This window comes from Pseudomonas sp. NBRC 111143 (genome assembly GCF_001320965.1).
Taxonomy (GTDB): Bacteria; Pseudomonadota; Gammaproteobacteria; order Pseudomonadales; family Pseudomonadaceae; genus Aquipseudomonas; species Aquipseudomonas machongensis.
Map to the genome: position 1 here is coordinate 1 of NZ_BCBT01000057.1, position 25498 is coordinate 25498.

The following is a 25498-nucleotide window of genomic DNA, read 5'->3' on the forward strand; positions in this document are numbered from 1 at the left end:
CCGAAGCCCTTCACATCTCACCGAACTCGCTTAACTCGTTGATTAACAAGAAGTTTTGCGTTCCGTTTGCTGCGGAAGTGGGGCGCATTATAAGGGGATATGAGAGGGCGTCAACCTTTTATTTCAAGAATCTTTCAGATCGCTGAAAACACAGCGGGGAGGCCTGCCGGCCTCCCCGCTTCTCTATATAGCTGAGACGCTGTCACAGCACCCCTGCAGAACGCAGCACCTGAACAGCCCCTGCATCCAATCCCAAGACATCCCTCAGCACCGCCTCGGTATGCTCCCCCAGCAAAGGTGGGGCCCGACGATACTCCACGGGCGTCTCCGACAACCTGATCGGGCTCGCCACCTGAGGCACACTGCCCGCCAGCGGATGAGGAACATCCACCTTCAAGCCGCGCGCCACGACCTGCGGATCCTGGAACATCTGCGCCAGGTCGTTGATCGGCCCGCACGGCACTCCAGCCCTTTCCAGCTCCGCCACCCACTCGGCAGTGGTCTTGAACACCGTCGCCTGTCGAATCAGAGGAATAAGCTCCGCCCGATGCGCAACCCGCTGCTTGTTGGTGGCAAAGCGCGGATCATCTGCCCACTGCGGCTGACCGGCCACTTCCGCGAACTTGCGGAACTGCCCGTCGTTACCCACCGTAAGGATGAAGTCACCATCGGCCGTCGGGAAGTCCTGGTAAGGCACGATGTTGGGATGCGCATTACCCAGGCGCTTGGGCGGTGTGCCCGTGGTCAGGTAGTTCATTGCCTGGTTGGCAAGGCACGCCACCTGCACATCCAGCAGAGCCATATCGATATGCTGGCCCTCCCCCGACTGATCGCGATGCGCCAGCGCTGCAAGGATCGCCACCGTGGAATAAAGCCCGGTGAGAATGTCCGTCAGCGCTACTCCCACCTTCATGGGCCCGGCACCCTGCTCACCCTCAGGCCGCCCGGTCAGACTCATCAATCCGCCCAGCCCCTGGATCATGAAATCGTAGCCCGCGCGCTTGGCGTAGGGCCCAGTCTGGCCAAAGCCGGTGATCGAACAATATATAAGCCTAGGATTGACCGCCTTCAGGCGTTCGTAGTCCAGCCCATAGCTCGCCAGCCCGCCCACCTTGAAGTTCTCGATGACGATATCCGACTTTGCCGCCAGTTCACGCACCAGGCGCTGACCTTCGGGCTGGGTGAAGTCGATAGTCACCGAACGCTTGTTCCGGTTGGCCGACAGATAGTAGGCCGCCTCGCTGGTGTTCTCGCCTCGGGCGTCCCGCAGGAAGGGCGGGCCCCACGCCCGGGTGTCATCGCCGCTATCCGGGCGCTCGACCTTGATCACGTCAGCCCCGAGGTCGGCGAAAATCTGGCCGGACCACGGCCCGGCCAACACACGCGACAGGTCCAGCACCCGCAGATGTGACAGTGCTCCCATGGCCGCGCCCCTCTATTAATAGAACGCCTGGATGCCGGTCTGTGCGCGGCCGAGGATCAACGCATGGATGTCATGCGTCCCTTCATAGGTGTTGACCACCTCGAGGTTGACCAGGTGACGCGCCACCCCGAACTCGTCGGAGATCCCGTTACCGCCGAGCATGTCGCGCGCCAGACGGGCGATATCCAGGGCCTTGCCGCAGGAGTTGCGCTTCATGATCGAGGTGATCTCCACCGCCGCAGTGCCCTCGTCCTTCATCCGCCCCAGCCGCAGGCAGCCTTGCAGCCCCAAGGTGATCTCGGTCTGCATGTCGGCGAGTTTCTTCTGGATCAGTTGGTTGGCGGCCAGAGGGCGACCGAACTGCTTGCGGTCCAGGGTGTACTGGCGTGCAGTGTGCCAGCAAGCCTCCGCCGCCCCCAGCGCGCCCCAGGAAATGCCATAGCGCGCCGAATTCAAACAGGTGAACGGGCCTTTCAGACCACGGACCTCGGGGAAGATGTTCTCTTCCGGCACGAACACGCCGTCCATGACGATCTCACCGGTGATCGACGCACGCAGGCCAACCTTGCCATGAATGGCTGGAGCGCTCAGACCCTTCCATCCCTTTTCCAGAATGAAGCCACGAATATCGCCGGCATCGTCCTTCGCCCAGACCACGAACACATCGGCAATCGGGCTGTTGGTGATCCACATTTTGCTGCCCGTCAGGCTGTAGCCACCCTCGACCTTGCGAGCACGGGTGATCATCGCGCCAGGGTCGGAGCCGTGGTTGGGTTCGGTCAAACCGAAGCAACCGATCCATTCCCCACTGGCGAGCTTGGGCAGGTACTTCTGCTTCTGCGCCTCACTGCCGAACTCGTTGATCGGCACCATGACCAGCGAAGACTGCACACTCATCATCGAGCGGTAGCCCGAGTCGATCCGCTCCACTTCACGGGCGATCAACCCATAGCACACATAGTTGAGACCACTGCCACCATACTCCGCCGGAATGGTCGCCCCCAGCAGGCCGACCTCGCCCATCTCACGGAAGATCGCCGGATCGGTCTGTTCGTGACGGAACGCCTCGATCACCCGCGGAGCAAGCTTGTCCTGGGCGAACTGATAAGCGCTGTCACGCACCATGCGCTCCTCTTCAGTGAGCTGCTGATCCAGCAGCAGCGGATCGATCCAGTTGAAGCTTGCTTTACCGGCCATGAGCAGAGTCCTCGAAAGGTATGTGACGAAATTTCTTGTTGCCTTGATCCTAGGCCGGAACCTGTCGGCGGACAAACGAGGATTGCGCACCCATTAGTGCTATTTTCTCACTCCGTAATAAGCGAAATCCCTACCCAACGCCTCTTATAAGTGAGGATGACGTACATGCGGCGCAAGATACCCAGCACCACCGCCCTGGTCTGCTTCGAGGCGGCCGCCCGCCACGAGAGCTTTACCAAGGCCGCCCAGGAACTGGCGCTGACCCAAGGTGCCGTCTGTCGGCAAATTGGTGGCCTGGAGGGCTTTCTCAATGTGGAGCTTTTCCGACGCTCGCGCCGGGGGGTGAAGCTGACCGAAGCTGGTCTGTCGTATAGCCGCCAGGTCTCGGCGCAATTGGACGCGGTGGAACGGGATACCCTGTCGGTGATGCGCCAGCAGGGCGCCAACGTCATCGAACTGGCCGTAGTGCCGACCTTCGGCACCCAGTGGCTGCTCCCTCGTCTGAAGGACTTCCAGCAACGCCACCCGGAGGTAACGGTCAACCTCACCAACCGCACGCGGCCTTTCCTGTTCGCCGACACCACCTTCGATGCCGCCATCTACTTCGGCGACGCCGACTGGTCTGGCACCCAGTCACATCGCCTGATGGGTGAAAATCCGGTGCCGGTGTGCAGCCCGCAATGGCTCGACGGACGAGACGCACTAGACGCCAGATACATCGCCGAGCTGCCATTGCTGCAGCAGACCACCCGCCCCTACGCCTGGCGGCAGTGGTTCGACAGCCTGGGCATGAGCGTGGAACGCGACATGAACGGCCCGCGCTACGAGCTGTTTTCCATGCTGGGCCAGGCGGCAATGCACGAAATGGGCATAGCCTTGATCCCGCCGTTCCTCATCCAGCGCGAGCTGGCGGAGGGCCGACTGGTGGTCGCAAACAAGCATGCCCTGTCGAGCGACAAGGCCTACTATCTGATGATTCCCGAGCGCAAGGTGGAGTCAGCTTCGCTGCGCGCCTTCCGCGACTGGCTGGTGATTCAGGCGCGCGACTACGCCGCAGGCGCATGAAACCCAAAAGCTGACTTCGTAGTCAATTATTTTAAACACCTACAGATATATGTATTTGTCGCAAATCCATAAACTGTTCCATTAGCGAAAAAAACCGTATCAACCCTAGTAACTGCGAGGGTTTGCCGCTGTTTTTACGACATCCAGCAAACTACGAACGAAAACCGTCAAAAATTTTCGATTTTTTCTCCTAAGCTCCCAATAGCGCGTTCTTGACGGCCTGGATGCGGACGGTTGCGACATGTAGTCACAGGGTGACTTGTAGTTTTAACTTCGTTTCGCTCCAGAACCGGTTGATGCACCTGCGGTTCGTCTGCAAAATGCCTCGCCCGCCCCGGAACCGGCGGTATGCATTGCTCAACGACCGCTCCAGCAGCACCACCCGAAGTGCGCTGGAATCAACAATGACAAGGTCACCGCAGGAGACAAAGTCGTGCACATTGGTGTTCCTCTAGAGACGCAGACGGGTGAGGCGAGGGTTGCCGCGACCCCGGAAACCATCAAGAAACTGGTCGGCCAGGGCCATCAGGTCACTGTCGAACGGGGCGCCGGACTCAAAGCCAGCATCCCGGACAGCGCCTATGAGGCCGCAGGTGCTTCCTTGGGTGACGCTGGCGATGCCTTGGGCGCGCAGTTGGTGCTCAAGGTAGTGGCGCCCAGCGACCAGGAACTGGCCCGGATCAATCCCGGCAGTATCCTGGTGGGCATGCTCAACCCCTTCAACAGCGAGCTCATCGCCAGGATGGCCGAACACGGCATCACCGCCTTCGCCCTTGAAGCCGCTCCGCGCACCTCGCGCGCGCAAAGCCTGGACGTGTTGTCATCGCAGGCCAACATCGCCGGCTACAAGGCCGTGCTGCTTGCGGCGCACCACTATCCACGCTTCATGCCCATGCTGATGACCGCTGCGGGCACCGTGAAAGCCGCGCGCGTGCTGATTCTCGGTGCCGGTGTGGCCGGCCTGCAGGCCATCGCCACGGCCAAGCGCCTCGGGGCAGTGATCGAGGCGTCGGACGTACGGCCCGCAGTGAAAGAACAGATCGAATCGCTCGGCGCCAAGTTCATCGATGTCCCCTATGAGACCGACGAAGAACGCGAGTGCGCCGAAGGCGTAGGCGGTTACGCACGCCCGATGCCGGCCAGCTGGATGCAACGCCAGGCCCAGGCGGTGCACGAACGCGCGAAGCAGGCCGACATCGTCATCACCACCGCACTGATCCCCGGCCGCAAGGCACCGACGCTGCTCAGCGCCGAGACCGTGGCGCAGATGAAACCCGGCTCGGTAGTCATCGACCTCGCGGCGGCCCAAGGCGGCAACTGCCCGCTCACGGTGGCCGATCAGGTAGTGCTGGCACACGGCGTGACCATCGTCGGCCCGACCAACCTGCCCGCCCAGCTGGCTGCCGACGCCTCTGCGCTGTACGCACGCAACCTGCTGGACTTCATGAAGCTGCTGTTCGACAAGGACGGCGCGCTGGTGATCAACCTGGAAGACGACATCGTCGCCGCGTGCCTGATGTGCCGCGACGGCCAGGTCGTGCGCAAGAACGGCTGAGGGGCACGACAATGGAAGACATGCTGATTTCCCACGGAATCTACAACCTGATCATCTTCGTGCTGGCCATCTACGTTGGCTACCACGTGGTCTGGAACGTCACCCCGGCGCTGCACACCCCGCTGATGGCGGTGACCAACGCGATTTCCGCGATCGTCATCGTCGGCGCGATGCTCGCCGCAGCGCTGACGGTCACCCCGGCCGGCAAGCTGATGGGCACCCTCGCCGTGGCCCTGGCCGCGGTCAATGTGTTCGGTGGCTTCCTGGTCACCCGCCGCATGCTGGAAATGTTCAAGAAGAAAACCAAGAACGAGGGGCAGAAGTAAGCATGAGCATGAATCTGGTCACCCTTCTCTACCTGGTCGCCTCGGTCTGCTTCATCCAGGCTCTCAAAGGCCTGTCGCACCCGACCACCTCCCGGCGCGGCAACCTGTTCGGCATGATCGGCATGGGCATCGCCATGCTCACCACCATCGGCCTCATCTATAAGCTCGCTGCACTCTCGGTCGGTAGCGGCGGCGCCACCGCGGGTATCGGCTATGTCCTCGTCGGCCTGCTGATCGGCGGCAGCGCCGGGTCGATCATGGCCAAGCGCGTCGAGATGACCAAGATGCCAGAGCTGGTCGCTTTCATGCACAGCATGATCGGCCTGGCCGCGGTGTTCATCGCCATCGCCGCGGTGCTCGAGCCCCAATCACTGGGCATCGTTGCCAGCATCAGCGACCCGATCCCCACCGGCAATCGCCTGGAGCTGTTCCTCGGCGCAGCCATTGGTGCAATCACCTTCTCCGGCTCCGTGATCGCCTTCGGCAAGCTGTCGGGCAAGTACAAGTTTCGCCTGTTCCAGGGCGCACCCGTACAGTTCGCCGGCCAGCACAAGCTGAACCTGATCCTTGGCATCACCACCCTCGCCCTGGGCTTGCTGTTCACCTTCACCGGACACTACAGCGCCTTCACCCTGATGCTGGTCCTCGCCTTCGTCATGGGTGTGCTGATCATCATCCCGATCGGCGGTGCCGATATGCCGGTGGTGGTGTCGATGCTCAACAGCTACTCGGGCTGGGCCGCGGCAGGCATTGGCTTCTCGCTGAACAACTCGATGCTGATCATCGCCGGCTCCCTGGTCGGCTCCAGCGGTGCAATCCTCTCGTACATCATGTGCAAGGCGATGAACCGCTCGTTCTTCAACGTCATCCTCGGCGGCTTCGGTGGCGACACCGATAGCGGCGCGGCGGCCGGCACGAAAGAACAACGCCCGGTGAAATCCGGTTCGGCCGACGATGCAACCTTCCTGCTGAGCAACGCCGACAGCGTGATCATCGTTCCCGGCTACGGCCTCGCGGTGGCCCGCGCCCAGCACGCCCTGAAAGAGCTGACCGAGAAGCTGACCCACAACGGTGTAACCGTGAAGTATGCGATTCACCCGGTGGCGGGGCGCATGCCCGGGCACATGAACGTACTGCTGGCCGAAGCAGAGGTTCCGTACGATCAGGTGTTCGAAATGGAGGACATCAACGCCGAGTTCGGCCAGGCCGACGTTGTGCTGGTGCTGGGCGCCAACGATGTGGTCAACCCCGCAGCGAAGAACGATCCCAAGTCGCCGATTGCCGGCATGCCGATCCTCGAAGCCTTCAAGGCCAAGACCATCATCGTCAACAAGCGCTCCATGGCCAGCGGTTATGCGGGCCTGGACAATGAACTGTTCTATCTGGACAAGACCATGATGGTGTTCGGTGACGCCAAGAAAGTCATCGAGGACATGGTCAAGGCCGTGGAGTAGTCCTTTTCCGAGCTGGACGACACTGTTTTAGAAGGCCCCGGGAAGATTCTTCCTGGGGCCTTGTCGTTTTGCTGATCCAGATCAACGGCTCTATTTCCAGGCTCCTCATACGACCATGGTCGCGGGACGGCATCGGGCTAAATCTCTAGACTGCGCTGCAGTAGCCCAAGTAGCCCGAGATAACAATCCATGTACCGTGATCGTATCCGCTTGTCCTCCCTGCACAGCAAGGTAATGAGTGCGGCCGACGCCGCTGGCCTGATCGAGGACGGCATGACCGTCGGCATGAGCGGCTTCACCCGCGCCGGCGAAGCCAAGGCAGTGCCACACGCCCTGGCCGAACGTGCCAAGCAGTCGCCACTGAAGATCAGCCTGATGACCGGCGCCAGCCTGGGCAACGACCTGGACAAGCAACTGACCGAGGCCGGTGTACTCGCCCGGCGCATGCCCTTCCAGGTGGACAGCACCCTGCGCAAGGCCATCAATGACGGGCAGGTGATGTTCATCGACCAGCACCTGTCGGAAACCGTCGAGCAGTTGCGTAACAAGCAGCTGACCTTGCCGGACATCGCAGTCATCGAAGCGGTTGCGATCACCGAACAGGGCCACATCGTGCCGACCACCTCGGTGGGCAACTCGGCCAGCTTCGCGATCTTCGCCAAGCAGGTCATCGTCGAGATCAACCTGTCGCACAACCCCAACCTCGAAGGGCTGCACGACATCTATATCCCGACCTACCGTCCGACCCGCACGCCGATCCCGCTGGTGAAGGTCGATGACCGCATCGGCAGCACCGCGATCCCGATCGATCCAGCGAAGATCGTCGGCATCGTCATCAGCGACCAACCAGACTCGCCTTCCACCGTCCTGCCACCGGATCACGAGACCCAGGCCATCGCCAACCACCTGATCGGCTTCCTCAAGCAGGAAGTTGATGCCGGACGCATGAGCAACAGCCTTGGCCCGCTGCAGGCCGGCATCGGCAGCATCGCCAATGCCGTGATGTGCGGCCTGATCGAATCGCCGTTCGAAGACCTGACCATGTACTCCGAAGTGCTGCAGGACTCGACGTTCGATCTGATCGATGCCGGCAAGCTGCGCTTCGCCTCGGGCAGCTCGATCACTCTGTCGACCCGACGCAATGCCGACGTATTCGGCAACCTCGAGCGTTACAAGGACAAACTGGTGCTGCGCCCGCAGGAGATTTCCAACCACCCTGAAGTGGTGCGTCGCCTAGGCATCATCGGGATCAACACCGCGCTGGAGTTCGACATCTACGGCAACGTCAACTCCACCCACGTGTGCGGCACGCGGATGATGAACGGTATCGGTGGCTCCGGCGACTTCGCCCGCAACGCCCACCTCGCAGTGTTCGTGACCAAGTCGATCGCCAAGGGTGGTGCGATTTCCAGCGTGGTGCCGATGGTCAGCCATGTCGACCACACCGAGCATGATGTGGACATCCTGGTCACCGAACAGGGCCTGGCCGACCTGCGCGGCCTTGCACCGCGCGAACGTGCCCGGGCGATCATCGACAACTGCGTGCATCCGGACTACCGCGCCGCACTGAACGACTACTTCGACCGCGCCTGCCAGCGAGGCGGGCACACCCCGCATATCCTGCGCGAAGCGCTGAGCTGGCACGAGAATCTGGAAGAAAGCGGGCGAATGCTGGCTGGCTGATCGGCCAGCTGTATCGGTCTTCTGAGCCCATCGCGGGACGAGCCCGCTCCTACAAAAGCAGCTCAGGCCTCTGTGGGAGCGGGCTTGCCCGCGAAAGGAACACTGCGATGCATGGCACCGGCTACGCCGGTGTTCGCGGAACAAGCCCCCGATCACGCCTGCCTTGATAAAACAGTTAGACAGTTAGATATATAAAACTGTCCTACTGTACCGCTAAAATCCCCGCCTCAATCCCGCCGATATTTTAAAACTCAGCGAAAATGCACGAAAACAGTGCAGACCAGTACAGTTATGCCAATTCGGAGTGCAACAGTAGCGTTTAACAGTTAACTGGCCCATCGCAATACTGGTGAACTGTATCTACTGTTATGGACGACAGAGGAGGATCATTGGCATCAGTTAAATCACTACCTAATCCCGCCACAAGCGGAAGGATGACACATCATGGAACGTACCCTCAGTTCCGGTCTGGTTTTCGAAAACAACGTTGAATCCAAAGCCTCGGCTCCTCTGCGCGCCCTGTCGACCCTGCTGCTGTGGCAGCGTCGCATCGCCAGCCGCCGTCAATTGGCTCGCCTGGATGCCCGCCTGCTGGCCGACGCCGGTATCAGCGAGTCCCAGCGCTACCAAGAGCTGAGCAAGCCTTTCTGGCGCTAAGCTCCGGCTTGCCGGCAACACGCCGGCACCGCGAATTCTCAAAACCCGTCGCAGGGAACTGCGACGGGTTTTTTTGTTTCAAACCCGCGCAGTTGAGCAGCTCAACACAGAAGCAGTACAATTTCTGATAATTAAAAAAAGACCGTAACAGTTCCATCTGATCTCGTCCTTCACATCTGGAAACAGAGCCACGTGATACGCTTGCGACAACGGCCTGTTAGCTTGGTCAAACGCGCTGCCTATTATCTAAAGTACCGTGACGAGCAGTGCGAGCGTCCGAATAATCAGAACTACCCCCCGCAGGAGTCCCCCATGTCCCGTAAATACCTGTTTGGCGCTGCCATGCTGCTGAGCTTGGCGGGCACCGCCCACGCCACCAGCTTCGTCGTCACCACCGATGCCGTGGTTGGCGCAGTGGCCGCGTCCACCGACGCCACTTCCGACGTCTCCTCTTCGTTCCGTGACGACAAGATCGTCCAGGCCGCCCGTGACGACGCTGCCAGCTTCGTTGGCAGCCAAGGGGATATCCGCGGCGCGAAGCTGGAAAGTGCCTTCATCCATATCCGCCAGCAGATGCCCGCACTGCAAGCCAGCGACGCGCAACTGGCACAGGCCATCCTGGCCCTTTGACGCCAACCATCGTACCCGCAGGCCACGGCGCCCCCGTCGCCTGCGGGAACAGCATTCACCCTGCCGACAGAGCGTTGTCCAAGCCCATGCGTTACCTTGTGCCCTTGCTGCTCGCCATTGCCAGTATGGGAAGCGCCCATGCCATGGATGTCACGACCCAGTTTCCGGTCATGACCGGCTATGTCACCAGCCAGGTGACCACTGCGCCGTTCGACCGCAAGATCGTCGGCATGGCCCATGATGATGCGGCCGCATTCGTCGCCAGTGACGGCCGGATTCGTGGCGCGCGGTTGCAAGCCGCACTGACGGAACTGCGCCATATCTATTCGCGTCAGTCCGTCGGCGACCTTGAACTGGCAGAAGCAATTCTCGTCCAATGATCACATCTGACTCCCTGTATTTTTCGGAGATGCTCCATGCGTAAACCGCTGATCGCCGCTACCCTCGGCATGTTGCTGCTGGCCGACCTGGCCCAGGCGCAAACCCTGGTGGCCACCAGCAATATCATCGTTCGCGCCTTTGGCCGCTCGATCGATTTCACATCCGACACCACCACCTCGATCCGCGACTCCAAGGTCGTGCGCGAGGCCCGCGACGACGCCGCCAGCTTCGTCGCCAGCAATGGCGATATCCGTGGCGCCCAGCTCGAAGCTGCATTCGACACCCTGCGCGAGCGTGTGCCTGAAGCGCGCGACGCCAGCGACCAGGTACTGGCCGAAGCCATCCTGTCGCTGTGAAGCGCGTGCGTGCCTGGCTGCTCGGCTGCGCCCTGACGCTGCTCGGCACGCCCGCCCTGGCCGACCTGCAGCTCGAGCTGCAGACTGTCGGCCTGGACGCTCGACAGCAGCAGGCCTCCCAGCAGCTGTTGGATGAGGCACTGGCGAAGCTGCCCCCCTCCTTCAAACAGCGCCTGGATCGCCGTATCCAGGTCGGCTGGACCGACAAGATGCCTGCCGATGCCTACGGCCAGGCCTCGCCAGTCTCGACCCTAGATCTCAACAGCCGCCTGCTGCCAGCGCTAGCCGATGGCAGTGCCGCCACGGAAAAAACCCATCGCCCCCACGGGACGGTGCGGGAAGAACTGCTGGCCACCGTGCTGCACGAGCTCACCCACATTTATGATCGCGCGCGCCTGTGGCCCAGTGCCGAGCGCTCGCTGATCGCCCGCTGCAACCGCCAGCAGGGCACCCTCGGCCAGATCGGCCTGCCCCAGCAATGCCGTGGCCAGACTGCTCGCCGCTTCACCCTGAGTGACGATCCGCGCCTGCTTGACCTTGCCGGCTGGCCGCAGTACGTCGGCCGCCGTGGCGAGCGTGAACAGCACAACGGTCAACTGGTACGCACCCCGGACAGCTATGAGCTGAGCAGCCCCAAGGAGTTTGTCGCGGTCAACATGGAGTACTTCCTCCTCGACCCGAGCTATGGCTGCCGGCGCCCGGCACTGAACCAGTACCTGCACGATCATTTCGGCTGGGCACCCCAGCAGGACACCTGCGCCAAGGGCCTGCCGTTCCTTAACGCCGGCAGTGACTTCGCCCGCGAGCCGCTGGGCGAAATCGACCCGGAGCGCGTCTACGAAGTCGACTACCTGCTTGCCGAGGCCAACCAGAACTGGGTCAGCCGCTGGGGACACAGCATGCTGCGCCTGGTGATCTGCGCACCGGGCCGCCCACGCGGGCCGGACTGCCGCCTGGACCTCGACCGTCATCTGGTGTTGTCGTACCGTGCGTTCGTCAATGATGTGCAGCTGTCCAGCTGGGACGGCCTGACCGGCGCCTACCCGTCGCGCCTGTTCGTCCTGCCGTTGGGCCAGGTGATCGACGAGTACACCAAGACCGAACTGCGCAGCCTGGCCTCCGTGCCGCTCAAGCTCGATCGCCAGCAGATCGAGGACCTGGTGCGCCAGGCTGCCGAAATGCACTGGAGCTACGACGGCAATTACTATTTCCTGTCCAACAATTGCGCGGTGGAAACCCTCAAGCTGATGCGCAGCGGCACTGCCGACCAGCGCTTCAGCGATCTCGACGCGATCATGCCCAACGGCTTGCTCGAAGTCCTCAAGGGAAGAGGTCTGGCCGACACCAGCGTACTCGACGATCCGCGCGAAGCGCTGCGCCTGGGCTATCGCTTCGACTCGTATCGCGACCGCTACCAGGCCATGTTCGAAGTGTTGAAGAAGCAGTTGCCGATCAAACAGAGCGCCGTGGAAGACTGGTTGGCCCAGGATGCCGAGCAACGCCGCCCCTGGTTCGCCCAGGCCGACTTGCGCACCAGTGCGGCCTTGCTGCTGCTCGAACAGGCCAGCCTGCGCCGCCAGTTGCTGCTGGCCCAGGACGAAGTCAAGCAACGCTACCTCAATGCCGCCGCGCTCAAGGACGGCAGCATCGACAAGGCCAATGCCACGCTGCAGCAGATGCTCGCCAACAGTGGATTCCTCAGCCGCCCGGCCGAGCTGCTCGAAGCGGATGGCTACGGCTTGCCGCAACCCCAGGAGCGGGTGCATCTGGAAAAGGTCAGCAGTGAACGGCAGGCGCAGTTGCTACGCCTGAGTACCGATTTGGACAAGGAAGTCAGAGCGCTGCTGGAGCCAGCCCGCGCGAAGGAAATTGCGGCCATCGAGGCCAACGTGAAGCAGATAGGAGAACACCTGCGCACCCTGCACAAGGCAGCTGGCGGTTTGCAGCTGCCTTGAGCGCAGGGCTACTTGATAGGCCGCCAGATCAGCGGGTAGCGGTACGGCTTGCCTTCATTGGCCCGAACCCCTGCCAGGATGATCAGGATCAGCACTGCCACCGCCAGGATGGCGAACAGCACGATGCCGATCACCACGAACATCAGCAGGAAGCAGATGAATCCGGCAATGGTGACGCTGATCTGGAAGTTCAGCGCTTCCTTGCCCTGGGCATCGACGAACGGATCGACCTCACGCTTCCAGATCCACATCACCAGTGGCCCGAGCAGATGCCCGAGCGGCATCACCAGCCCGAGCAAGGCGCTGAAGTGGCAGAACATCGCCCATTGCCGAACTTCGGCGCTCGGCGTTTCGATCGGCAGATTCGTCTCACTCATGGGTCCATCGCCTCCTTGGCGCAGCTTCAGTCGGCCAATGCAGCCTTCTGCAGGTCGAAGATCTCGGTCATGCCCTTCTGCGCCAGCGCCAGCATGGCGTTGAAGTCTTCAGACTGGAACGGCGCGCCTTCAGCAGTGCCCTGCACTTCGATGAAGCCACCGGCGCTGGTCATGACCACGTTGAGGTCGGTTTCGGCAGCCGAGTCTTCGAGGTAGTCGAGGTCCAGCACTGCCTCGCCCTGGTACATGCCCACCGACACCGCAGCGATCATGTGCTTGAGCGGGTTGCCGCCCTTGAGACCGCCACGCTTCTTGATCACCGCCAGGGCGTCGCACAGGGCCACCATTGCGCCGGTGATCGAAGCGGTGCGGGTGCCGCCGTCGGCCTGGATCACATCGCAGTCGACGTACAGCGTGATGTCGCCCAGCTTGCTCATGTCCAGGGCTGCGCGCAGCGAACGGCCGATCAGGCGCTGGATCTCGAGGGTGCGGCCACCCTGCTTGCCGCGACTGGCCTCACGCTGGTTACGCTCGCCAGTGGAGCGCGGCAGCATGCCGTACTCGGCCGTCAACCAGCCCTGCCCCTGGCCTTTGAGGAAGCGTGGTACACCGTTCTCGACGCTGACCGTGCAGATGACCTTGGTGTCACCGAACTCGACCAGTACCGACCCCTCGGCGTGCTTGGTGTAGTTGCGGGTGATGCGGATCGAGCGAAGCTGATCGGCAGCGCGACCACTTGGACGTTTCATCTGGGATACCTGTACTGGAATTCGAATCAGGCGGCCATTATAGAGCCGTGCGTCCTGCGAGGACATGCCTATTGTCGCGGCCTCGCAACCCGTCGACTTTTTCCACCTATGCCTGCGACGCCCTGTAGCATGGTCCGATTGGGCGCCATCGCCGCACTGCGCTACAATCCTGCGCCTTGCAGCCGAAAGGCTTCCCCGTACAAACCGAATTCGCGAGGTACTCCCCATGGTGCACAGCATGACCGCCTTTGCCCGCGTCGAGCGCGCCGGCAGCCAGGGCACCCTGGCCTGGGAGCTGCGCTCGGTCAACCACCGCTATCTCGAACCGCACCTGCGCCTGCCCGAAGCCCTGCGCGATCTTGAGGGCGCGGTACGCGAAGGCCTGCGCCAGGGGCTGTCGCGCGGCAAGGTCGAATGCACCTTGCGCCTGTCCGAAGACAGCACCGGCAAGCCGTTGCAGGTCGATCGCGAGCGCGCCGCGCAACTGGTCGCTGCCGCCGAGACCGTGGCCGGGCTGATCAATCAGCCAGCCCCGCTCAATCCCCTCGAAGTGTTGGCCTGGCCCGGCGTGCTGGTAGCCGATGCCGCCGACCCACAGGCGCTGAACACCGAGGCTATGGCACTGTTCGACGAGGCGCTCGCCGAGCTCAAGGCCGGCCGCCTGCGCGAGGGCCAGGAGCTGGCCCGACTGATCAACGAGCGCCTGGACGCCATGACCACCGAAGTCGCCACCCTGCGCGCCCTGGTGCCACAAATGCTGGCCGCCCAGCGCCAGCGCATCGTCGACCGTTTCAACGACCTGCAGGCCGAGCTCGACCCGCAGCGCCTGGAGCAGGAGATGGTGCTGCTGGCACAAAAGAGCGACGTCGCCGAAGAGCTCGACCGTCTCAGCACCCATGTCACCGAGGTGCGCCGCGTGCTCAAGTCGGGCGGCGCCGCCGGGCGACGCCTGGACTTTCTGATGCAGGAACTCAATCGCGAGGCGAACACGCTCGGCTCAAAGGCCTTCGACCCGCGCAGCACCCAAGCAGCGGTCAACCTGAAGGTGCTGATCGAACAGATGCGTGAACAAGTACAGAACATCGAGTAAGGCCACCCCACCATGAAGCACAGCAGCGGCACCCTCTACATCGTTTCGGCGCCTTCCGGCGCTGGCAAGACCAGCCTGGTCACTGCTCTGACCCAGCAAGACCAGCAGATCCGCGTCTCTGTCTCCCACACCACCCGTGCCATGCGCCCAGGCGAGATCCACGGAGTGAACTATCACTTCGTGGTTCACGAGGAGTTCAAGGCATTGATTGCCCAAGGCGACTTCCTCGAGCACGCCGAGGTGTTCGGCAACTTCTACGGCACCTCCCGCAGCGTGTTGCAGGAAACCCTCGACCAAGGCTTCGACCTGATCCTGGAAATCGACTGGCAGGGTGCGCAGCAAGTGCGCAAGCTGATGCCCGAGGCCCTGTCGATCTTCATCCTGCCACCGAGCCAGGAAGCCCTGCGCCAGCGTCTGGACGGGCGCGGCCAGGACAGTGAAGAGATCATCGCCGGGCGCATGAAGGAAGCGGTCAGCGAGATGGTGCATTACAACGAATTCGACTACGTCATCGTCAACGATGACTTCGAAGACGCGCTCGAAGACCTGAAGTCGGTGTTCCGTTCGAACCGGTTGCTGCTCAAGAAGCAGCAGCAGCGCCATGGTGAGCTATTGAAGCAGTTGGTCGGCTGAACCACGCGCTGAAACCAGCGCGGGGCAAGTCGCAACGACTTGCCCCGCGATTGGGCTGCGCAGCAGCCACCCCTTGCGCCTTATTCCTGCAACTGCAACTTCGCCTGCTGCTGCAAGGTCGCGCCGAGGAAGTACGCCGGTGCACGCAGCCGCGACAGCATCATCAGCACGATCCCCAGCACCGAGATGATCGCCGCGATCACGAACACCAGCCCCAGCCCACCGACATGCGAGCCGCTGCCAAAGTCGGGCGAGGCGCTGTCGATCGCGGTACGCACGAAGATCACCGACAGGATCACCCCACCCACCAGCGGGCACAGGCCGCGCATGAAGAAGTGGCGCAGGCTGTCGAACAGGCTGTCGCGGAAGTACCAGACACAGGCGAACGCGGTCAGCGAATAGTAGAAGCAGATCATCATCCCCAGCGCGGTGATGGTGTCTGCCAGCACGTTCTCGCTCAGGGTACGCATGGTCACGTAGAACAAGGCCGCAGCCACGCCCGCACAAATGGTCGCGTAACGCGGCGTCTGCGAGCGCGGGCAGACACTGGCGAAGCGCTGCGGCACCGCACCGTAGTAGCCCATGGCGAGCAGGGTGCGCGCCGGCGACACGAAGGTCGACTGCAGCGACGCCGCAGTGCTGGCCAGCACCGCAATCGACATCAGGATCGCCAGCGGCCCCATCACCGGACCTGCCAGGTGGGCGAAGACGTTCTCCTGGATGCGCGGATTGCCCAGGCCCAGGCCAGTGTCGCTGATGCCGGCGAACTGAAGGGTGGCAATGGCGGTGAACAGGTACAGGCCGAGGATCAGCAGCACCGTCCAGGTGGCAGCCTTGCCTGGCACTTCGTCGCTGCCGATGGACTCTTCGCTGACGGTGAGGCACACGTCCCAGCCCCAGAAGATGAAGATCGACAGCGACAGCCCGGCCGCGAAGGCCGAGAACGATTCGACCCCGAAGGGATTGAACCAGGCGAAGTCGAATTCCAGCGGCGGTGGCGCGGTAGTCTCACCGAACGCAGCAAAACCAAAGCCCACCAACACCAGCAATTGCAGGGCAACCAGGCCGTACTGCACGGTCATGGTGGTACCCATGCCCCGGCAGCAGATCCACACCGCCAGGGCGATGAACGCACAACAGGTAGTGACGTTGATCAACAGGTTGTCCGCTAGCGCGGCATACTCGTGATGCCCGGTGATCTGCCCGATGAACAGGTAGAAGAAATCGACCGCCACACCGGCCAGGTTCGACAGCACGATGGTAGTGGCGACGACCAGCCCCCAGCCACCGATCCAGCCGATCATGGGACCGAAGGCACGTGCCGACCAGGTGAATGAGGTGCCGCTGTCGGGCTCCGCGGCGTTCAGCTCACGGTAGCCAAGGGCAACCAGCAGCATCGGCAGGAAGCCGACGATGAAGACCGCTGGAAGATGGGCGCCGACCTCACGCACGGTCGGGCCAAGGGCGCCGGTCAGGGTGTAGACCGGGGCAATGGTAGAGATGCCCAGCACCACGCTGGCCAGCAGGCCCAGGCGACCTTTGGCCAGGCCTTTGCTGGCGCGCTGGGTGTTGCTGCCCGCGTCGGCCGCCACATCGGGAGGGCGGCCGGCTTCTGTGTATTCGCTCATGAGTTATTTGCCGTTGCTATTGGTATTGTTTTCACAGACCTTGCGAACAAGGCCCGCTTTCACTCATTGAAAGCTTGCTGCAGGGGATGGGTCATCCGAGACCTTCGGGTAACGTCAGAATGCCTTCTGGCGCGAGCCCTCCCGAGCAGCATGGGCAATGCAGGCCTCACGAAACGCCTGAAACAGACGTAGGGAGACCGGGTTTTCGGCGAAACGCCACTCCGGGTGCCATTGCACGCCAAGCACGAAGCCCGACGCATCACTCATCGACACCGCTTCAATCAGGCCATCCGGGGCCCGTGCCTCGACACGCAGGCCCGGGGCCAGACGGTCGATGCCCTGGCTGTGCAGCGAGTTGACCTCGAACTGCTCCGCCAGGCCCAGGCGCTCGAACAGCCCGCCCGGCGCAATGCCGACCGTGTGTCGAGGCCCGTATTGCACCTCCAGGGGTGCGTCCTCAGGTTCGCGGTGGTCCAGGTAGCCGGGCAGTTCCTGCACCCGCTGGTGCAAAGTGCCGCCCAAGGCCACGTTGAGTTCCTGGAATCCACGGCAGATGCACAACACCGGGACGCCGGCGGCTATGGCGGCCTGCAGCAACGGCAGGGTCAGGCGGTCACGCGCAACGTCGTGCCGGGTACCGTCCACGCTGGGGGCGCCATTGTAATGATGCGGCTCGACATTTGAAGGCGAGCCGGTAAAAAGAATGCCATTCAGACGCGCCAGCAGCGCCTGCGGGTCGCTGGCCGTGTCGCGCGCCGGCAGGATCACAGGCAGCCCGGCAAAACCTGCCGCCTCGACATACTTGTCGCCCACCGTGTGCGACGAGTTCTTCCCGACCTGCTGGCGGCAGGCGCTGACACCGATCAAGGGAACCGCGATTGCGCTCATGGGCTTACACCGTGTGCAGGTACCAGTTGTATTCGAGGTCGGAGATCGATACTTCGAACTCCGCCAGCTCGCTTTCCTTGCAGGCCACGAAGATGTCGATGTATTCCGGGCTGATGTATTGGTTGAGGACCTCGCTGTCATCCAGCGCTCGCAAGGCATCACGCAGGTTGTTCGGCAGGCTCTGCTCAAGCTGCTCGTACGAATTGCCCTCGATCGGCGCGCCGGGTTCGACCTTGTTGGTCAGGCCGTGGTGGATACCAGCGAGAATCGCGGCAAGCATCAGGTAAGGGTTGGCATCGGCACCTGCGACGCGGTGCTCGATACGCAAGTTATCGCTGCTGTCGGTGGGCACGCGCAGGGCGACGGTGCGGTTGTCCAGGCCCCAGCTCGGGGCGTTCGGCACATAGAACTGAGCACCAAAGCGGCGGTAAGAGTTGATGTTCGGACACAGGAAGGCCATCGACGCCGGCATGGTTTCCAGCACACCGCCAATGGCGTGACGCAGGGTTTCGCTCTGCAGCGCATCGTCGTTGGCGAAGATGTTCTTGCCGGTTTTCTTGTCCAGCAGCGAGATGTGCACGTGCAGGCCGTTGCCCGCCTGGCCCGGGTAGGGCTTGGCCATGAAGGTCGAGTCCATCTCGTGGTCGTAGGCGATGTTCTTGATCAGGCGCTTGAGCAGGATCGCGTAGTCGCAAGCCTTGAGCGGATCGGCGACGTGATGCAGGTTGACCTCGAACTGCGCCGGGGCACTTTCCTTGACGATCGCATCCGCCGGCAGACCCTGCTCCTTGGCGGCCTCGAGCATGTCCTGCAGGCAGTCGGCGTACTCGTCCAGGTCGTCGATCAGGTAGACCTGGGTGGACTGCGGGCGCTTGCCCGAGATCGGCGAGCGTGGCGGCTGCGGCCGACCGTTCAAATTGTCCTGGTCGATCAGGTAGAACTCCAGCTCGAACGCTGCGCAAATATCCAGACCAAGCGCATCGAACTTGCTCACCACCTGGCGCAGCACTTCACGCGGGTCGGCGAAGAACGGCTCGCCTTCGATTTCGTGCATGGTCATCAGCAACTGCGCCGTCGGCCGTTTCTGCCAGGGCTCGTTGGAGAGCGAGCCTGGGATCGGATAGCAGATGCGGTCGGCATCGCCGATATCCAGGCCAAGGCCCGTGCTTTCCACGGTCGAGCCGTTGATATCCAGGGCGAACAGCGAAGCCGGCAGGTTGATGCCCTTCTCGTACACCTTGTGCAGGCTGGCCCGCTCGATGCGCTTGCCGCGCACCACGCCGTTCATGTCGGAGATCAACAGGTCGACGTACTGCGTGTCCGGGTGGGCTTCCAGGAATTCATTCATCTCGCGGGAAGAACGGGCGCACGGGGAGACCGACGTCATGGCTGTACATCCTTTGATTCGGAGCGGCGATGTGGGGATATGGCTGGCGCCTCGAGGGCGACGATGGTTGCTGCTGTTGTTCTTTTCACTGCCCCATCGTGGGGAAATTCTGTGGCTCGCCCGGTGCATTGATTCCCGGGGGCCGTTCCACTATAAAGTGGGCTCCAGTGCAACAGACATTGGCAAATCGGCAAGCAGAGCGTGCACAAATGCAATATCAGATCAATCACGCGGACCTCGCCCTGGTCCTGGCGCTGGAACGTGGTCGCTCACTGGCCAAGGCCGCCGAGCTGCTCAAGGTCGATGTTTCGACGGTGTTTCGCTCGATCCGGCGACTGGAGTCGGCGCTGGGCACCGCCCTGTTCGTCAAGAGCCGCAAGGGCTACCTGCCAACCGACACCGCACAGGCCCTGGCCGAACAGGCTGAACGGGCCGAGCAGGCGCTGGACGCCGCGCGCATCGCCCTGACCAGCGGCGAGCAGGTGGTCAGCGGTACGGTACGCCTGACCTGCACCGAAGCCGTGCTGCACAGCCTGTTGCTGCCCGCACTGGCCGAATTCATGCCCAACTACCCCGCGCTGTCGCTGGAAATGGGCACCTCCAACACCTTCGCCAACCTGAGCCGACGCGACGCCGACATCGCCCTGCGCCTGACCAATACACCGCCGGAGCATCTGGTCGGACGCTGCCTGGGTTCGACCTCCTACGTAATCTGCGGACGCCCGGAGTTTCGCGAGCGCCTGGCCGAGTCGCCAAACAGCGTGCCGTGGATCGCCCCTGACGACGCCATGCAGGACCACCCCACGGTAGTCTGGCGCAACCAGCAGCACCCCGACCTGATCCCGCGCTACCAGTGCAGTGGCATGTCGACCATTGCTCAGTTGGTCAGCACCGGCATGGGGGTGGCGGCGCTGGCCGACTACATGGTCGACACCCTGCCCGGCGTCGAGGCCTTGAGCGGCGCGCTGCCAGGTTGTGACACCCAACTGTGGCTGCTGACCCGCCCCGATTGTCGAGCGCTGCGTTCGGTACAGACCTTGTTCGAGGAGCTGACCCCACGCTTGCGCGACGCGATGCGCTGAAGCTGTTGTGTTCGCGGGACGGGAAGCGTTATCGTCAGGTTCAAGCGAGAGGCTGTCTGTTACGGCCCTTTCGCGGGCAAGCCCGCCCCCACGAGCAGGTGACACGGATCACCAGACAAAACAGCCCTTCCCTATTGGCTGGTGATTTTTTAAACTATCGAGTCCGCCTGCCCATTCTGGGCTGCACGCTAATCGCATCTGCTACTGAGGAAGACCATGGCCCGCGTAACTGTTGAAGACTGCCTGGAACACGTGGATAACCGCTTCGAGCTGGTCATGCTCTCGACCAAGCGCGCCCGCCAACTGGCCACCGGCGGCAAGGAGCCACGCGTGGCGTGGGAAAACGACAAGCCAACCGTCGTCGCCCTGCGCGAAATTGCCGAAGGCATCGTGACCAATGAATTCATCGCCGCCGAAGAGATCGTCACCGAGGATCCGGTGTTCGCTGCGTTCGAGGACGAGAACAACGAGGCCGTCTGATTCATGCCCGGTCGACGTCGCGCGGCACACGATCCTCTTCCTCTGCAAGAGGTGAAACCATGCCGGGTATAGAAGCCCTCGCCGAGCGGCTGTCGACCTATCTGGGCCCCGAACAGGTCAATCTTGTTCGCCGGGCCTATTTCTATGCCGAACAGGCACACGACGGGCAACGCCGCCGCAGTGGCGAGCCCTACGTGACCCATCCGCTGGCAGTCGCCAGTATTCTCGCCGACATGCACATGGACCATCAGAGCCTGATGGCCGCCATGCTGCACGACGTGATCGAAGATACCGGCATCGCCAAGGAAGCCCTCAGCCAGCAGTTCGGCGAAACCGTCGCCGAGCTGGTCGACGGGGTCAGCAAGCTGACCCAGATGAATTTCGAGACCAAGGCCGAGGCGCAAGCCGAGAACTTCCAGAAAATGGCCATGGCCATGGCCCGCGATATCCGCGTGATCCTGGTCAAGCTGGCCGATCGCCTGCACAACATGCGCACCCTGGAAGTGCTGTCCGGTGAAAAGCGCCGGCGCATCGCCAAGGAAACCCTCGAGATCTACGCCCCCATCGCCAATCGGCTGGGCATGCACACCGTGCGCGTGGAGTTCGAGGATCTTGGTTTCAAGGCCATGCATCCCATGCGCTCCTCGCTCATTCACCGGGCGGTGAAGAGCGCGCGCGGCAACCGCAAGGAAATCGTCGCCAAGATCGAGACCTCGCTGGCCAACTGCCTGGCGGCGGACGGCATCGAGGGCGAGGTCAGCGGCCGGCAGAAACACCTCTATGGCATCTACAAGAAGATGCGCGGCAAGCGCCGCGCCTTCAACGAGATCATGGACGTGTACGCCTTCCGCATCATCGTCGACAAGGTCGACACCTGCTACCGCGTGCTGGGTGCCGTGCACAACCTGTACAAGCCGCTGCCGGGGCGCTTCAAGGACTACATCGCGATTCCCAAGGCCAACGGCTACCAGTCGCTGCACACCACGCTGTTCGGCATGCACGGTGTGCCCATCGAAATCCAGATCCGCACCCGCGAAATGGAAGAGATGGCCAACAACGGCATCGCCGCGCACTGGCTGTACAAGTCGAACGAGGAAGAACAGCCCAAGGGCAGCCACGCCCGCGCCCGTCAATGGGTCAAGGGCATCCTCGAGCTGCAGCAGCGGGCCGGCAACTCGCTGGAGTTCATCGAGAGTGTGAAGATCGACCTGTTCCCGGACGAGGTCTATGTCTTTACGCCCAAAGGCCGGATCATGGAGCTTCCCAAAGGCTCCACTGCCGTCGACTTCGCCTACGCGGTGCACACCGACGTCGGCAACAGCTGCATCGCCTGCCGCATCAACCGTCGCCTGGCACCGCTCTCCGAGCCGTTGCAAAGTGGCTCGACGGTCGAGATCGTCAGTGCACCGGGCGCACGCCCAAACCCGGCCTGGCTCAACTTCGTGGTTACCGGCAAGGCACGCACGCACATTCGCCATGCGCTCAAACAGCAGCGCCGCTCCGAATCCATCAGCCTCGGCGAACGTCTGCTGAACAAAGTGCTGACAGGCTTCGACAGCAGCCTGGACAAGATCGCCGCCGAGCGCGTCCAGGCCATCCTCACCGAATACCGCCTGGAGCTCGTCGAAGACCTGCTCGAAGACATCGGCCTGGGCAACCGCATGGCCTACGTGGTCGCCCGCCGCCTGCTGTCCGCCGAAGGCGAGCAGTTGCCATCGCCAGAGGGCCCGCTGGCGATCCGCGGCACAGAAGGCCTGGTGCTCAGCTACGCCAAGTGCTGTACGCCGATCCCGGGGGACCCCATCGTCGGCCACCTGTCGGCGGGCAAGGGCATGGTTGTGCACCTGGAAGACTGCCGCAACATCAGTGAAATCCGACACAACCCGGAGAAGTGCCTGCAGCTCTCCTGGGCCAAGGACGTCACCGGCGAGTTCAATGTCGAACTGCGCGTCGAACTGGAACACCAGCGCGGCCTGATCGCCCTGCTGGCCAGCAGCGTCAACGCCGCCGACGGCAACATCGAGAAGATCAGCATGGATGAGCGCGACGGTCGCGTCAGCGTGGTCCAACTGGTGGTCAGCGTGCGCGACCGCGTGCACCTGGCTCGCGTGATCAAGAAGCTGCGCACCCTGACCGGCGTGGTCCGCATCACCCGAACGCGTGCGTAGTCCGTCAACCGCAAGGAGTCAACATGACCAAGACCGTCATCAACAGCGACAAGGCCCCTGCCGCCATCGGCACCTACTCCCAGGCGATCAAGGCTGGCAACACCGTCTACATGTCGGGCCAGATTCCTCTGGATCCCAAGACCATGGAGCTGGTTGAAGGCTTCGAGGCACAGACCGTGCAGGTCTTCGAAAACCTCAAGGCTGTTGCCGAGGCCGCTGGCGGTTCGTTCAAGGATATCGTCAAGCTGAACATCTTCCTCACCGACCTGAGCCACTTCGCCAAGGTCAACGAGGTCATGGGTCGCTACTTCGAGCAGCCCTACCCAGCCCGTGCCGCGATTGGCGTGGCTGCCCTGCCAAAGGGCTCGCAAGTCGAGATGGACGCCATCCTCGTCATCGAGTGATGCCCCAGGCGGCGGGCGCCCGGCCTGCCGCCTTTCCTTCCTGAAGGTTCCCACCATGCGTCATGCCCTGCCTCTCGCGCTGGCAGCCCTGCTTCTGGGCGGCTGCGCCAGCCACAAACCTGAAGATTTCAACGGTACCTGGATCAACCAGGATGCCATCGACGCCGCCGTCAAGGGCGACAGCTTGCGCAAGGCGCTGTCCAGCCATGGTCCGGTGTTCGAATGGAAGATTGACGTCGCCAGCCAGCAAGCCCGTTACAGCAATGGCTTCGAAGCCGCTGAGGGCAGCCTCGTCGCGGCGGACAAGCGATGGCAAGCCAATTTCGAAGGCGGCCAGAGCGAGCAATTGAGCCTCGATGGCGACGAGTTGCAAACGACCGACGCCTCCGGCGCCAAGCAGACCTTCGTGCGCAGCAAGCCCCCGACACCCGCCGACGCACCGCTGGGTGGCAGCTTCGAGAAGGCGCTGTACAAGGCGTACCTGGGTGGCGAATGGAAAATCGTCGAAGGCCCAGGCCAGGGCGCCAAGGTCCGCTTCGCCGACGACGGCGGCGTGACCGGCTTGCCCGATCTGGACCGTTACGCCCTTTGCCTGGCCGGCGATTGCGCGACCATGGGCGGCGACAACGACAGCCTCTGGCTGGAGCGCGACCAACGCGGCGCCCCCTGGGTGTTCAAGCGTGATGACGACAAGCTGGAGATCTTCCGTGCAGTCAACCGTGCGCAGCCCGACGAAATGCCAGAACTCGCTGCTGGCGCGCGGCAGTGGGTGCTTGAGCGCGACTGATCCACTACTTGCAGGAGCAATTGTCTCGTCCAGAATCTGACAGCCAGCTCAATCCTTGGGAGCGGCGGTTCGCCGCTCCTACGGGTACCCGGCCAGCCTCGACACCGGTAGTCGAGGCTTGGCTTCAGCCTTTCAGGATCGCCGCGTACCCTTCCTTGTAGCTCGCATACTGCGGCACCCAGCCCAGCGCCCGTGCCCGCGCGTTGCTGCAGCGCTTGCTGCCGGTGCGGCGCACGCGCTGCTCGTCAGACCACTCGGTAACGCCCATGTACTGGCGCAGCCAGGCCACCACCTCGGCCAGCGGGGCCGGATCGTCGTCGACACCGATGTAACAGTCCTGCAACGCCACCCCGTCCGCGTCTGCCTGCAGCAGGAACGCCAGCAAACCGGCCGCGTCCTCGGCATGAATGCGATTGCCGTACAGCGGCGGGTCCTCGGCCACCCGATATCCCTGGCGCACCTGGCTCAGCAGCCACTCGCGGCCGGGGCCATAGATCCCCGTCAGGCGCACCAGGCTGGCGGGAATCCCGCTCTCGAGCGCCAAGCGCTCGGCCTCCAGCATGATCCGCCCCGAATATCCCTCGGGCTCGGTGGCCGCACCTTCCTCGACCCACTCGCCGCCCTGCTGCGCATAGACGCTGCTGCTGGACACGAACAGCAAGCGGCGCGGGTGCTGCCCCTTGTCCGCCAACCAAGTCAGCACGTGGCGCAAACCCTCCACGTAGGCGGCTCGATAACCGGCTTCATCGTGCTGGCTGGCCGCCACGCAATACACCAGATAATCCGGGGAACGCTCGGGCCAACCTGCAGGAATGCTGGGGTCGGACAGATCGGCCGCCACCGGCAGAACGCCTGCAGGCAGTTGCCCCACCGTGCGACGCAGCCCATGTACCTGCCAGCCGCGGGCGAGCAGTTGCCGGGCCAGGCGGCTGCCTACATCACCACAACCTACGATCATCGCGGACAGATCCGACATCACTTCACTCCAGAACGAAAGGCCCAGGCTAGCCGTATTAGACGATCAGCGGCTATCCAAAGCGTAAAAAAAGATACTCTATTACTTTTGTTAACAAGAATTACTTGCAATAATGGCGCCCTGATCAGTTCTCGGCCCGCCTCGAGGCCATGGAGAACACCACCTTA

Annotated in this window: 25 protein-coding genes; 17 read left to right on the forward strand and 8 right to left on the reverse strand. The window is 62.7% G+C overall.

Annotation, left to right across the window (positions count from 1 at the left end; translation table 11 throughout):
• Positions 1–202 precede the first annotated feature (202 nt).
• Positions 203–1423 carry a CaiB/BaiF CoA-transferase family protein gene (locus APH44_RS23705; protein WP_054894852.1) on the reverse strand — a complete coding sequence of 407 codons (1221 nt, stop codon included), beginning with the start codon at positions 1421–1423 and terminating at the stop codon, positions 203–205.
• 15 nt (positions 1424–1438) lie between these two features.
• On the reverse strand, positions 1439–2620 hold the full coding sequence (locus tag APH44_RS23710; protein ID WP_054894853.1) for an acyl-CoA dehydrogenase: 1182 nt from the start codon (positions 2618–2620) through the stop codon (positions 1439–1441).
• Between the two features lie 165 nt (positions 2621–2785).
• On the opposite strand from APH44_RS23710, the gene APH44_RS23715 reads away from it, so the two are divergent.
• From APH44_RS23715 to APH44_RS23765, 10 genes are all read left to right on the forward strand, one after another.
• Positions 2786–3685 (forward strand): LysR substrate-binding domain-containing protein, encoded by a 900-nt coding sequence (locus APH44_RS23715; RefSeq protein ID WP_054894854.1) that lies wholly within the window; start codon positions 2786–2788, stop codon positions 3683–3685.
• A gap of 433 nt (positions 3686–4118) precedes the next feature.
• Positions 4119–5240: a Re/Si-specific NAD(P)(+) transhydrogenase subunit alpha gene (locus APH44_RS23725; protein ID WP_054894856.1), complete on the forward strand. Its 1122-nt coding sequence runs from the start codon at positions 4119–4121 to the stop codon at positions 5238–5240.
• Between the two features lie 11 nt (positions 5241–5251).
• On the forward strand, positions 5252–5566 hold the full coding sequence (locus APH44_RS23730) for an NAD(P) transhydrogenase subunit alpha (RefSeq protein WP_023378063.1): 315 nt from the start codon (positions 5252–5254) through the stop codon (positions 5564–5566).
• A gap of 2 nt (positions 5567–5568) precedes the next feature.
• The gene (locus APH44_RS23735) at positions 5569–7020 is read left to right on the forward strand and encodes an NAD(P)(+) transhydrogenase (Re/Si-specific) subunit beta (protein WP_054894857.1); all 1452 of its coding nucleotides are present in this window, start codon (positions 5569–5571) and stop codon (positions 7018–7020) included.
• 189 nt (positions 7021–7209) lie between these two features.
• Complete coding sequence (locus tag APH44_RS23740) at positions 7210–8703, forward strand: acetyl-CoA hydrolase/transferase family protein (RefSeq protein ID WP_054894858.1); 1494 nt, start codon at positions 7210–7212, stop codon at positions 8701–8703.
• Between the two features lie 444 nt (positions 8704–9147).
• Positions 9148–9360: a DUF1127 domain-containing protein gene (locus tag APH44_RS23745; protein WP_054894859.1), complete on the forward strand. Its 213-nt coding sequence runs from the start codon at positions 9148–9150 to the stop codon at positions 9358–9360.
• Between the two features lie 312 nt (positions 9361–9672).
• Positions 9673–9990, forward strand: coding sequence for a DUF2388 domain-containing protein (locus tag APH44_RS23750; RefSeq protein ID WP_054894860.1), 318 nt, complete (start codon positions 9673–9675; stop codon positions 9988–9990).
• 86 nt (positions 9991–10076) lie between these two features.
• Positions 10077–10370: a DUF2388 domain-containing protein gene (locus APH44_RS23755; protein WP_054894861.1), complete on the forward strand. Its 294-nt coding sequence runs from the start codon at positions 10077–10079 to the stop codon at positions 10368–10370.
• A gap of 36 nt (positions 10371–10406) precedes the next feature.
• Complete coding sequence (locus tag APH44_RS23760; RefSeq protein ID WP_054894862.1) at positions 10407–10727, forward strand: DUF2388 domain-containing protein; 321 nt, start codon at positions 10407–10409, stop codon at positions 10725–10727.
• The gene (locus APH44_RS23765) at positions 10724–12682 is read left to right on the forward strand and encodes a DUF4105 domain-containing protein (RefSeq protein ID WP_054894863.1); all 1959 of its coding nucleotides are present in this window, start codon (positions 10724–10726) and stop codon (positions 12680–12682) included. The genes APH44_RS23760 and APH44_RS23765 overlap by 4 nt, the downstream gene beginning before the upstream one ends.
• Before the next feature lie 8 nt (positions 12683–12690).
• On the opposite strand, the gene APH44_RS23770 is transcribed toward APH44_RS23765, so the two are convergent.
• On the reverse strand, positions 12691–13059 hold the full coding sequence (locus tag APH44_RS23770) for a DUF4870 domain-containing protein (protein WP_054894864.1): 369 nt from the start codon (positions 13057–13059) through the stop codon (positions 12691–12693).
• Between the two features lie 26 nt (positions 13060–13085).
• Positions 13086–13808, reverse strand: coding sequence for a ribonuclease PH (rph, locus tag APH44_RS23775; RefSeq protein WP_054894865.1), 723 nt, complete (start codon positions 13806–13808; stop codon positions 13086–13088).
• Positions 13809–14034: 226 nt separating this feature from the next.
• Here rph and APH44_RS23780 point away from each other — a divergent pair, with 226 nt between their 5' ends.
• Both APH44_RS23780 and gmk read left to right on the forward strand, forming a co-directional pair.
• Positions 14035–14898, forward strand: a complete 864-nt coding sequence (locus APH44_RS23780) for a YicC/YloC family endoribonuclease (protein WP_054894866.1) — start codon at positions 14035–14037, stop codon at positions 14896–14898.
• A gap of 12 nt (positions 14899–14910) precedes the next feature.
• Complete coding sequence (gmk, locus tag APH44_RS23785; protein ID WP_054894867.1) at positions 14911–15531, forward strand: guanylate kinase; 621 nt, start codon at positions 14911–14913, stop codon at positions 15529–15531.
• Between the two features lie 80 nt (positions 15532–15611).
• Here gmk and APH44_RS23790 read toward each other — a convergent pair whose 3' ends face one another.
• The 3 genes from APH44_RS23790 to APH44_RS23800 form a co-directional block, all read right to left on the reverse strand.
• On the reverse strand, positions 15612–17159 hold the full coding sequence (locus APH44_RS23790) for an APC family permease (protein WP_054894868.1): 1548 nt from the start codon (positions 17157–17159) through the stop codon (positions 15612–15614).
• A 114-nt stretch (positions 17160–17273) separates the two neighbouring features.
• A complete protein-coding gene (locus APH44_RS23795) occupies positions 17274–18047 on the reverse strand; it encodes a gamma-glutamyl-gamma-aminobutyrate hydrolase family protein (protein WP_054894869.1) in 774 nt (257 codons plus the stop codon).
• A gap of 4 nt (positions 18048–18051) precedes the next feature.
• Positions 18052–19434 carry a glutamine synthetase family protein gene (locus tag APH44_RS23800; protein WP_054894870.1) on the reverse strand — a complete coding sequence of 461 codons (1383 nt, stop codon included), beginning with the start codon at positions 19432–19434 and terminating at the stop codon, positions 18052–18054.
• A 209-nt stretch (positions 19435–19643) separates the two neighbouring features.
• Between APH44_RS23800 and APH44_RS23805 the strand changes: the two genes are divergently transcribed.
• The 5 genes from APH44_RS23805 to APH44_RS23825 all read left to right on the forward strand — a co-directional run bounded on the left by APH44_RS23805 (position 19644) and on the right by APH44_RS23825 (position 24355).
• Positions 19644–20516 (forward strand): LysR family transcriptional regulator, encoded by an 873-nt coding sequence (locus APH44_RS23805; RefSeq protein ID WP_054894871.1) that lies wholly within the window; start codon positions 19644–19646, stop codon positions 20514–20516.
• A 216-nt stretch (positions 20517–20732) separates the two neighbouring features.
• Positions 20733–20996: a DNA-directed RNA polymerase subunit omega gene (gene rpoZ / locus APH44_RS23810; protein ID WP_003253383.1), complete on the forward strand. Its 264-nt coding sequence runs from the start codon at positions 20733–20735 to the stop codon at positions 20994–20996.
• A gap of 59 nt (positions 20997–21055) precedes the next feature.
• Positions 21056–23164, forward strand: a complete 2109-nt coding sequence (gene spoT, locus APH44_RS23815) for a bifunctional GTP diphosphokinase/guanosine-3',5'-bis pyrophosphate 3'-pyrophosphohydrolase (protein ID WP_054894872.1) — start codon at positions 21056–21058, stop codon at positions 23162–23164.
• A gap of 23 nt (positions 23165–23187) precedes the next feature.
• Positions 23188–23568, forward strand: coding sequence for a RidA family protein (locus APH44_RS23820; RefSeq protein ID WP_029612280.1), 381 nt, complete (start codon positions 23188–23190; stop codon positions 23566–23568).
• A gap of 55 nt (positions 23569–23623) precedes the next feature.
• Complete coding sequence (locus APH44_RS23825) at positions 23624–24355, forward strand: hypothetical protein (protein WP_054894873.1); 732 nt, start codon at positions 23624–23626, stop codon at positions 24353–24355.
• 124 nt (positions 24356–24479) lie between these two features.
• On the opposite strand, the gene APH44_RS23830 is transcribed toward APH44_RS23825, so the two are convergent.
• On the reverse strand, positions 24480–25331 hold the full coding sequence (locus APH44_RS23830; protein ID WP_054894874.1) for an SDR family oxidoreductase: 852 nt from the start codon (positions 25329–25331) through the stop codon (positions 24480–24482).
• Positions 25332–25498 lie beyond the last annotated feature (167 nt).

Bases quoted from the DNA above. Each gene is read 5' to 3' on its own strand.
- rpoZ (WP_003253383.1), top strand. From the start codon at position 20,733: ATGGCCCGCGTAACTGTTGAAGACTGCCTGGAACACGTGGATAACCGC.
- spoT (WP_054894872.1), top strand. From the start codon at position 21,056: ATGCCGGGTATAGAAGCCCTCGCCGAGCGGCTGTCGACCTATCTGGGC.
- APH44_RS23820 (WP_029612280.1), top strand. From the start codon at position 23,188: ATGACCAAGACCGTCATCAACAGCGACAAGGCCCCTGCCGCCATCGGC.
- APH44_RS23800 (WP_054894870.1), bottom strand. From the start codon at position 19,434: ATGACGTCGGTCTCCCCGTGCGCCCGTTCTTCCCGCGAGATGAATGAA.
- APH44_RS23805 (WP_054894871.1), top strand. From the start codon at position 19,644: ATGCAATATCAGATCAATCACGCGGACCTCGCCCTGGTCCTGGCGCTG.
- APH44_RS23715 (WP_054894854.1), top strand. From the start codon at position 2,786: ATGCGGCGCAAGATACCCAGCACCACCGCCCTGGTCTGCTTCGAGGCG.
- APH44_RS23795 (WP_054894869.1), bottom strand. From the start codon at position 18,047: ATGAGCGCAATCGCGGTTCCCTTGATCGGTGTCAGCGCCTGCCGCCAG.
- APH44_RS23710 (WP_054894853.1), bottom strand. From the start codon at position 2,620: ATGGCCGGTAAAGCAAGCTTCAACTGGATCGATCCGCTGCTGCTGGAT.
- APH44_RS23780 (WP_054894866.1), top strand. From the start codon at position 14,035: ATGGTGCACAGCATGACCGCCTTTGCCCGCGTCGAGCGCGCCGGCAGC.
- APH44_RS23705 (WP_054894852.1), bottom strand. From the start codon at position 1,423: ATGGGAGCACTGTCACATCTGCGGGTGCTGGACCTGTCGCGTGTGTTG.
- APH44_RS23760 (WP_054894862.1), top strand. From the start codon at position 10,407: ATGCGTAAACCGCTGATCGCCGCTACCCTCGGCATGTTGCTGCTGGCC.
- gmk (WP_054894867.1), top strand. From the start codon at position 14,911: ATGAAGCACAGCAGCGGCACCCTCTACATCGTTTCGGCGCCTTCCGGC.
- APH44_RS23730 (WP_023378063.1), top strand. From the start codon at position 5,252: ATGGAAGACATGCTGATTTCCCACGGAATCTACAACCTGATCATCTTC.
- APH44_RS23755 (WP_054894861.1), top strand. From the start codon at position 10,077: ATGCGTTACCTTGTGCCCTTGCTGCTCGCCATTGCCAGTATGGGAAGC.
- APH44_RS23735 (WP_054894857.1), top strand. From the start codon at position 5,569: ATGAGCATGAATCTGGTCACCCTTCTCTACCTGGTCGCCTCGGTCTGC.
- APH44_RS23790 (WP_054894868.1), bottom strand. From the start codon at position 17,159: ATGAGCGAATACACAGAAGCCGGCCGCCCTCCCGATGTGGCGGCCGAC.
- APH44_RS23745 (WP_054894859.1), top strand. From the start codon at position 9,148: ATGGAACGTACCCTCAGTTCCGGTCTGGTTTTCGAAAACAACGTTGAA.
- APH44_RS23830 (WP_054894874.1), bottom strand. From the start codon at position 25,331: ATGTCGGATCTGTCCGCGATGATCGTAGGTTGTGGTGATGTAGGCAGC.
- APH44_RS23750 (WP_054894860.1), top strand. From the start codon at position 9,673: ATGTCCCGTAAATACCTGTTTGGCGCTGCCATGCTGCTGAGCTTGGCG.
- rph (WP_054894865.1), bottom strand. From the start codon at position 13,808: ATGAAACGTCCAAGTGGTCGCGCTGCCGATCAGCTTCGCTCGATCCGC.
- APH44_RS23825 (WP_054894873.1), top strand. From the start codon at position 23,624: ATGCGTCATGCCCTGCCTCTCGCGCTGGCAGCCCTGCTTCTGGGCGGC.
- APH44_RS23740 (WP_054894858.1), top strand. From the start codon at position 7,210: ATGTACCGTGATCGTATCCGCTTGTCCTCCCTGCACAGCAAGGTAATG.
- APH44_RS23770 (WP_054894864.1), bottom strand. From the start codon at position 13,059: ATGAGTGAGACGAATCTGCCGATCGAAACGCCGAGCGCCGAAGTTCGG.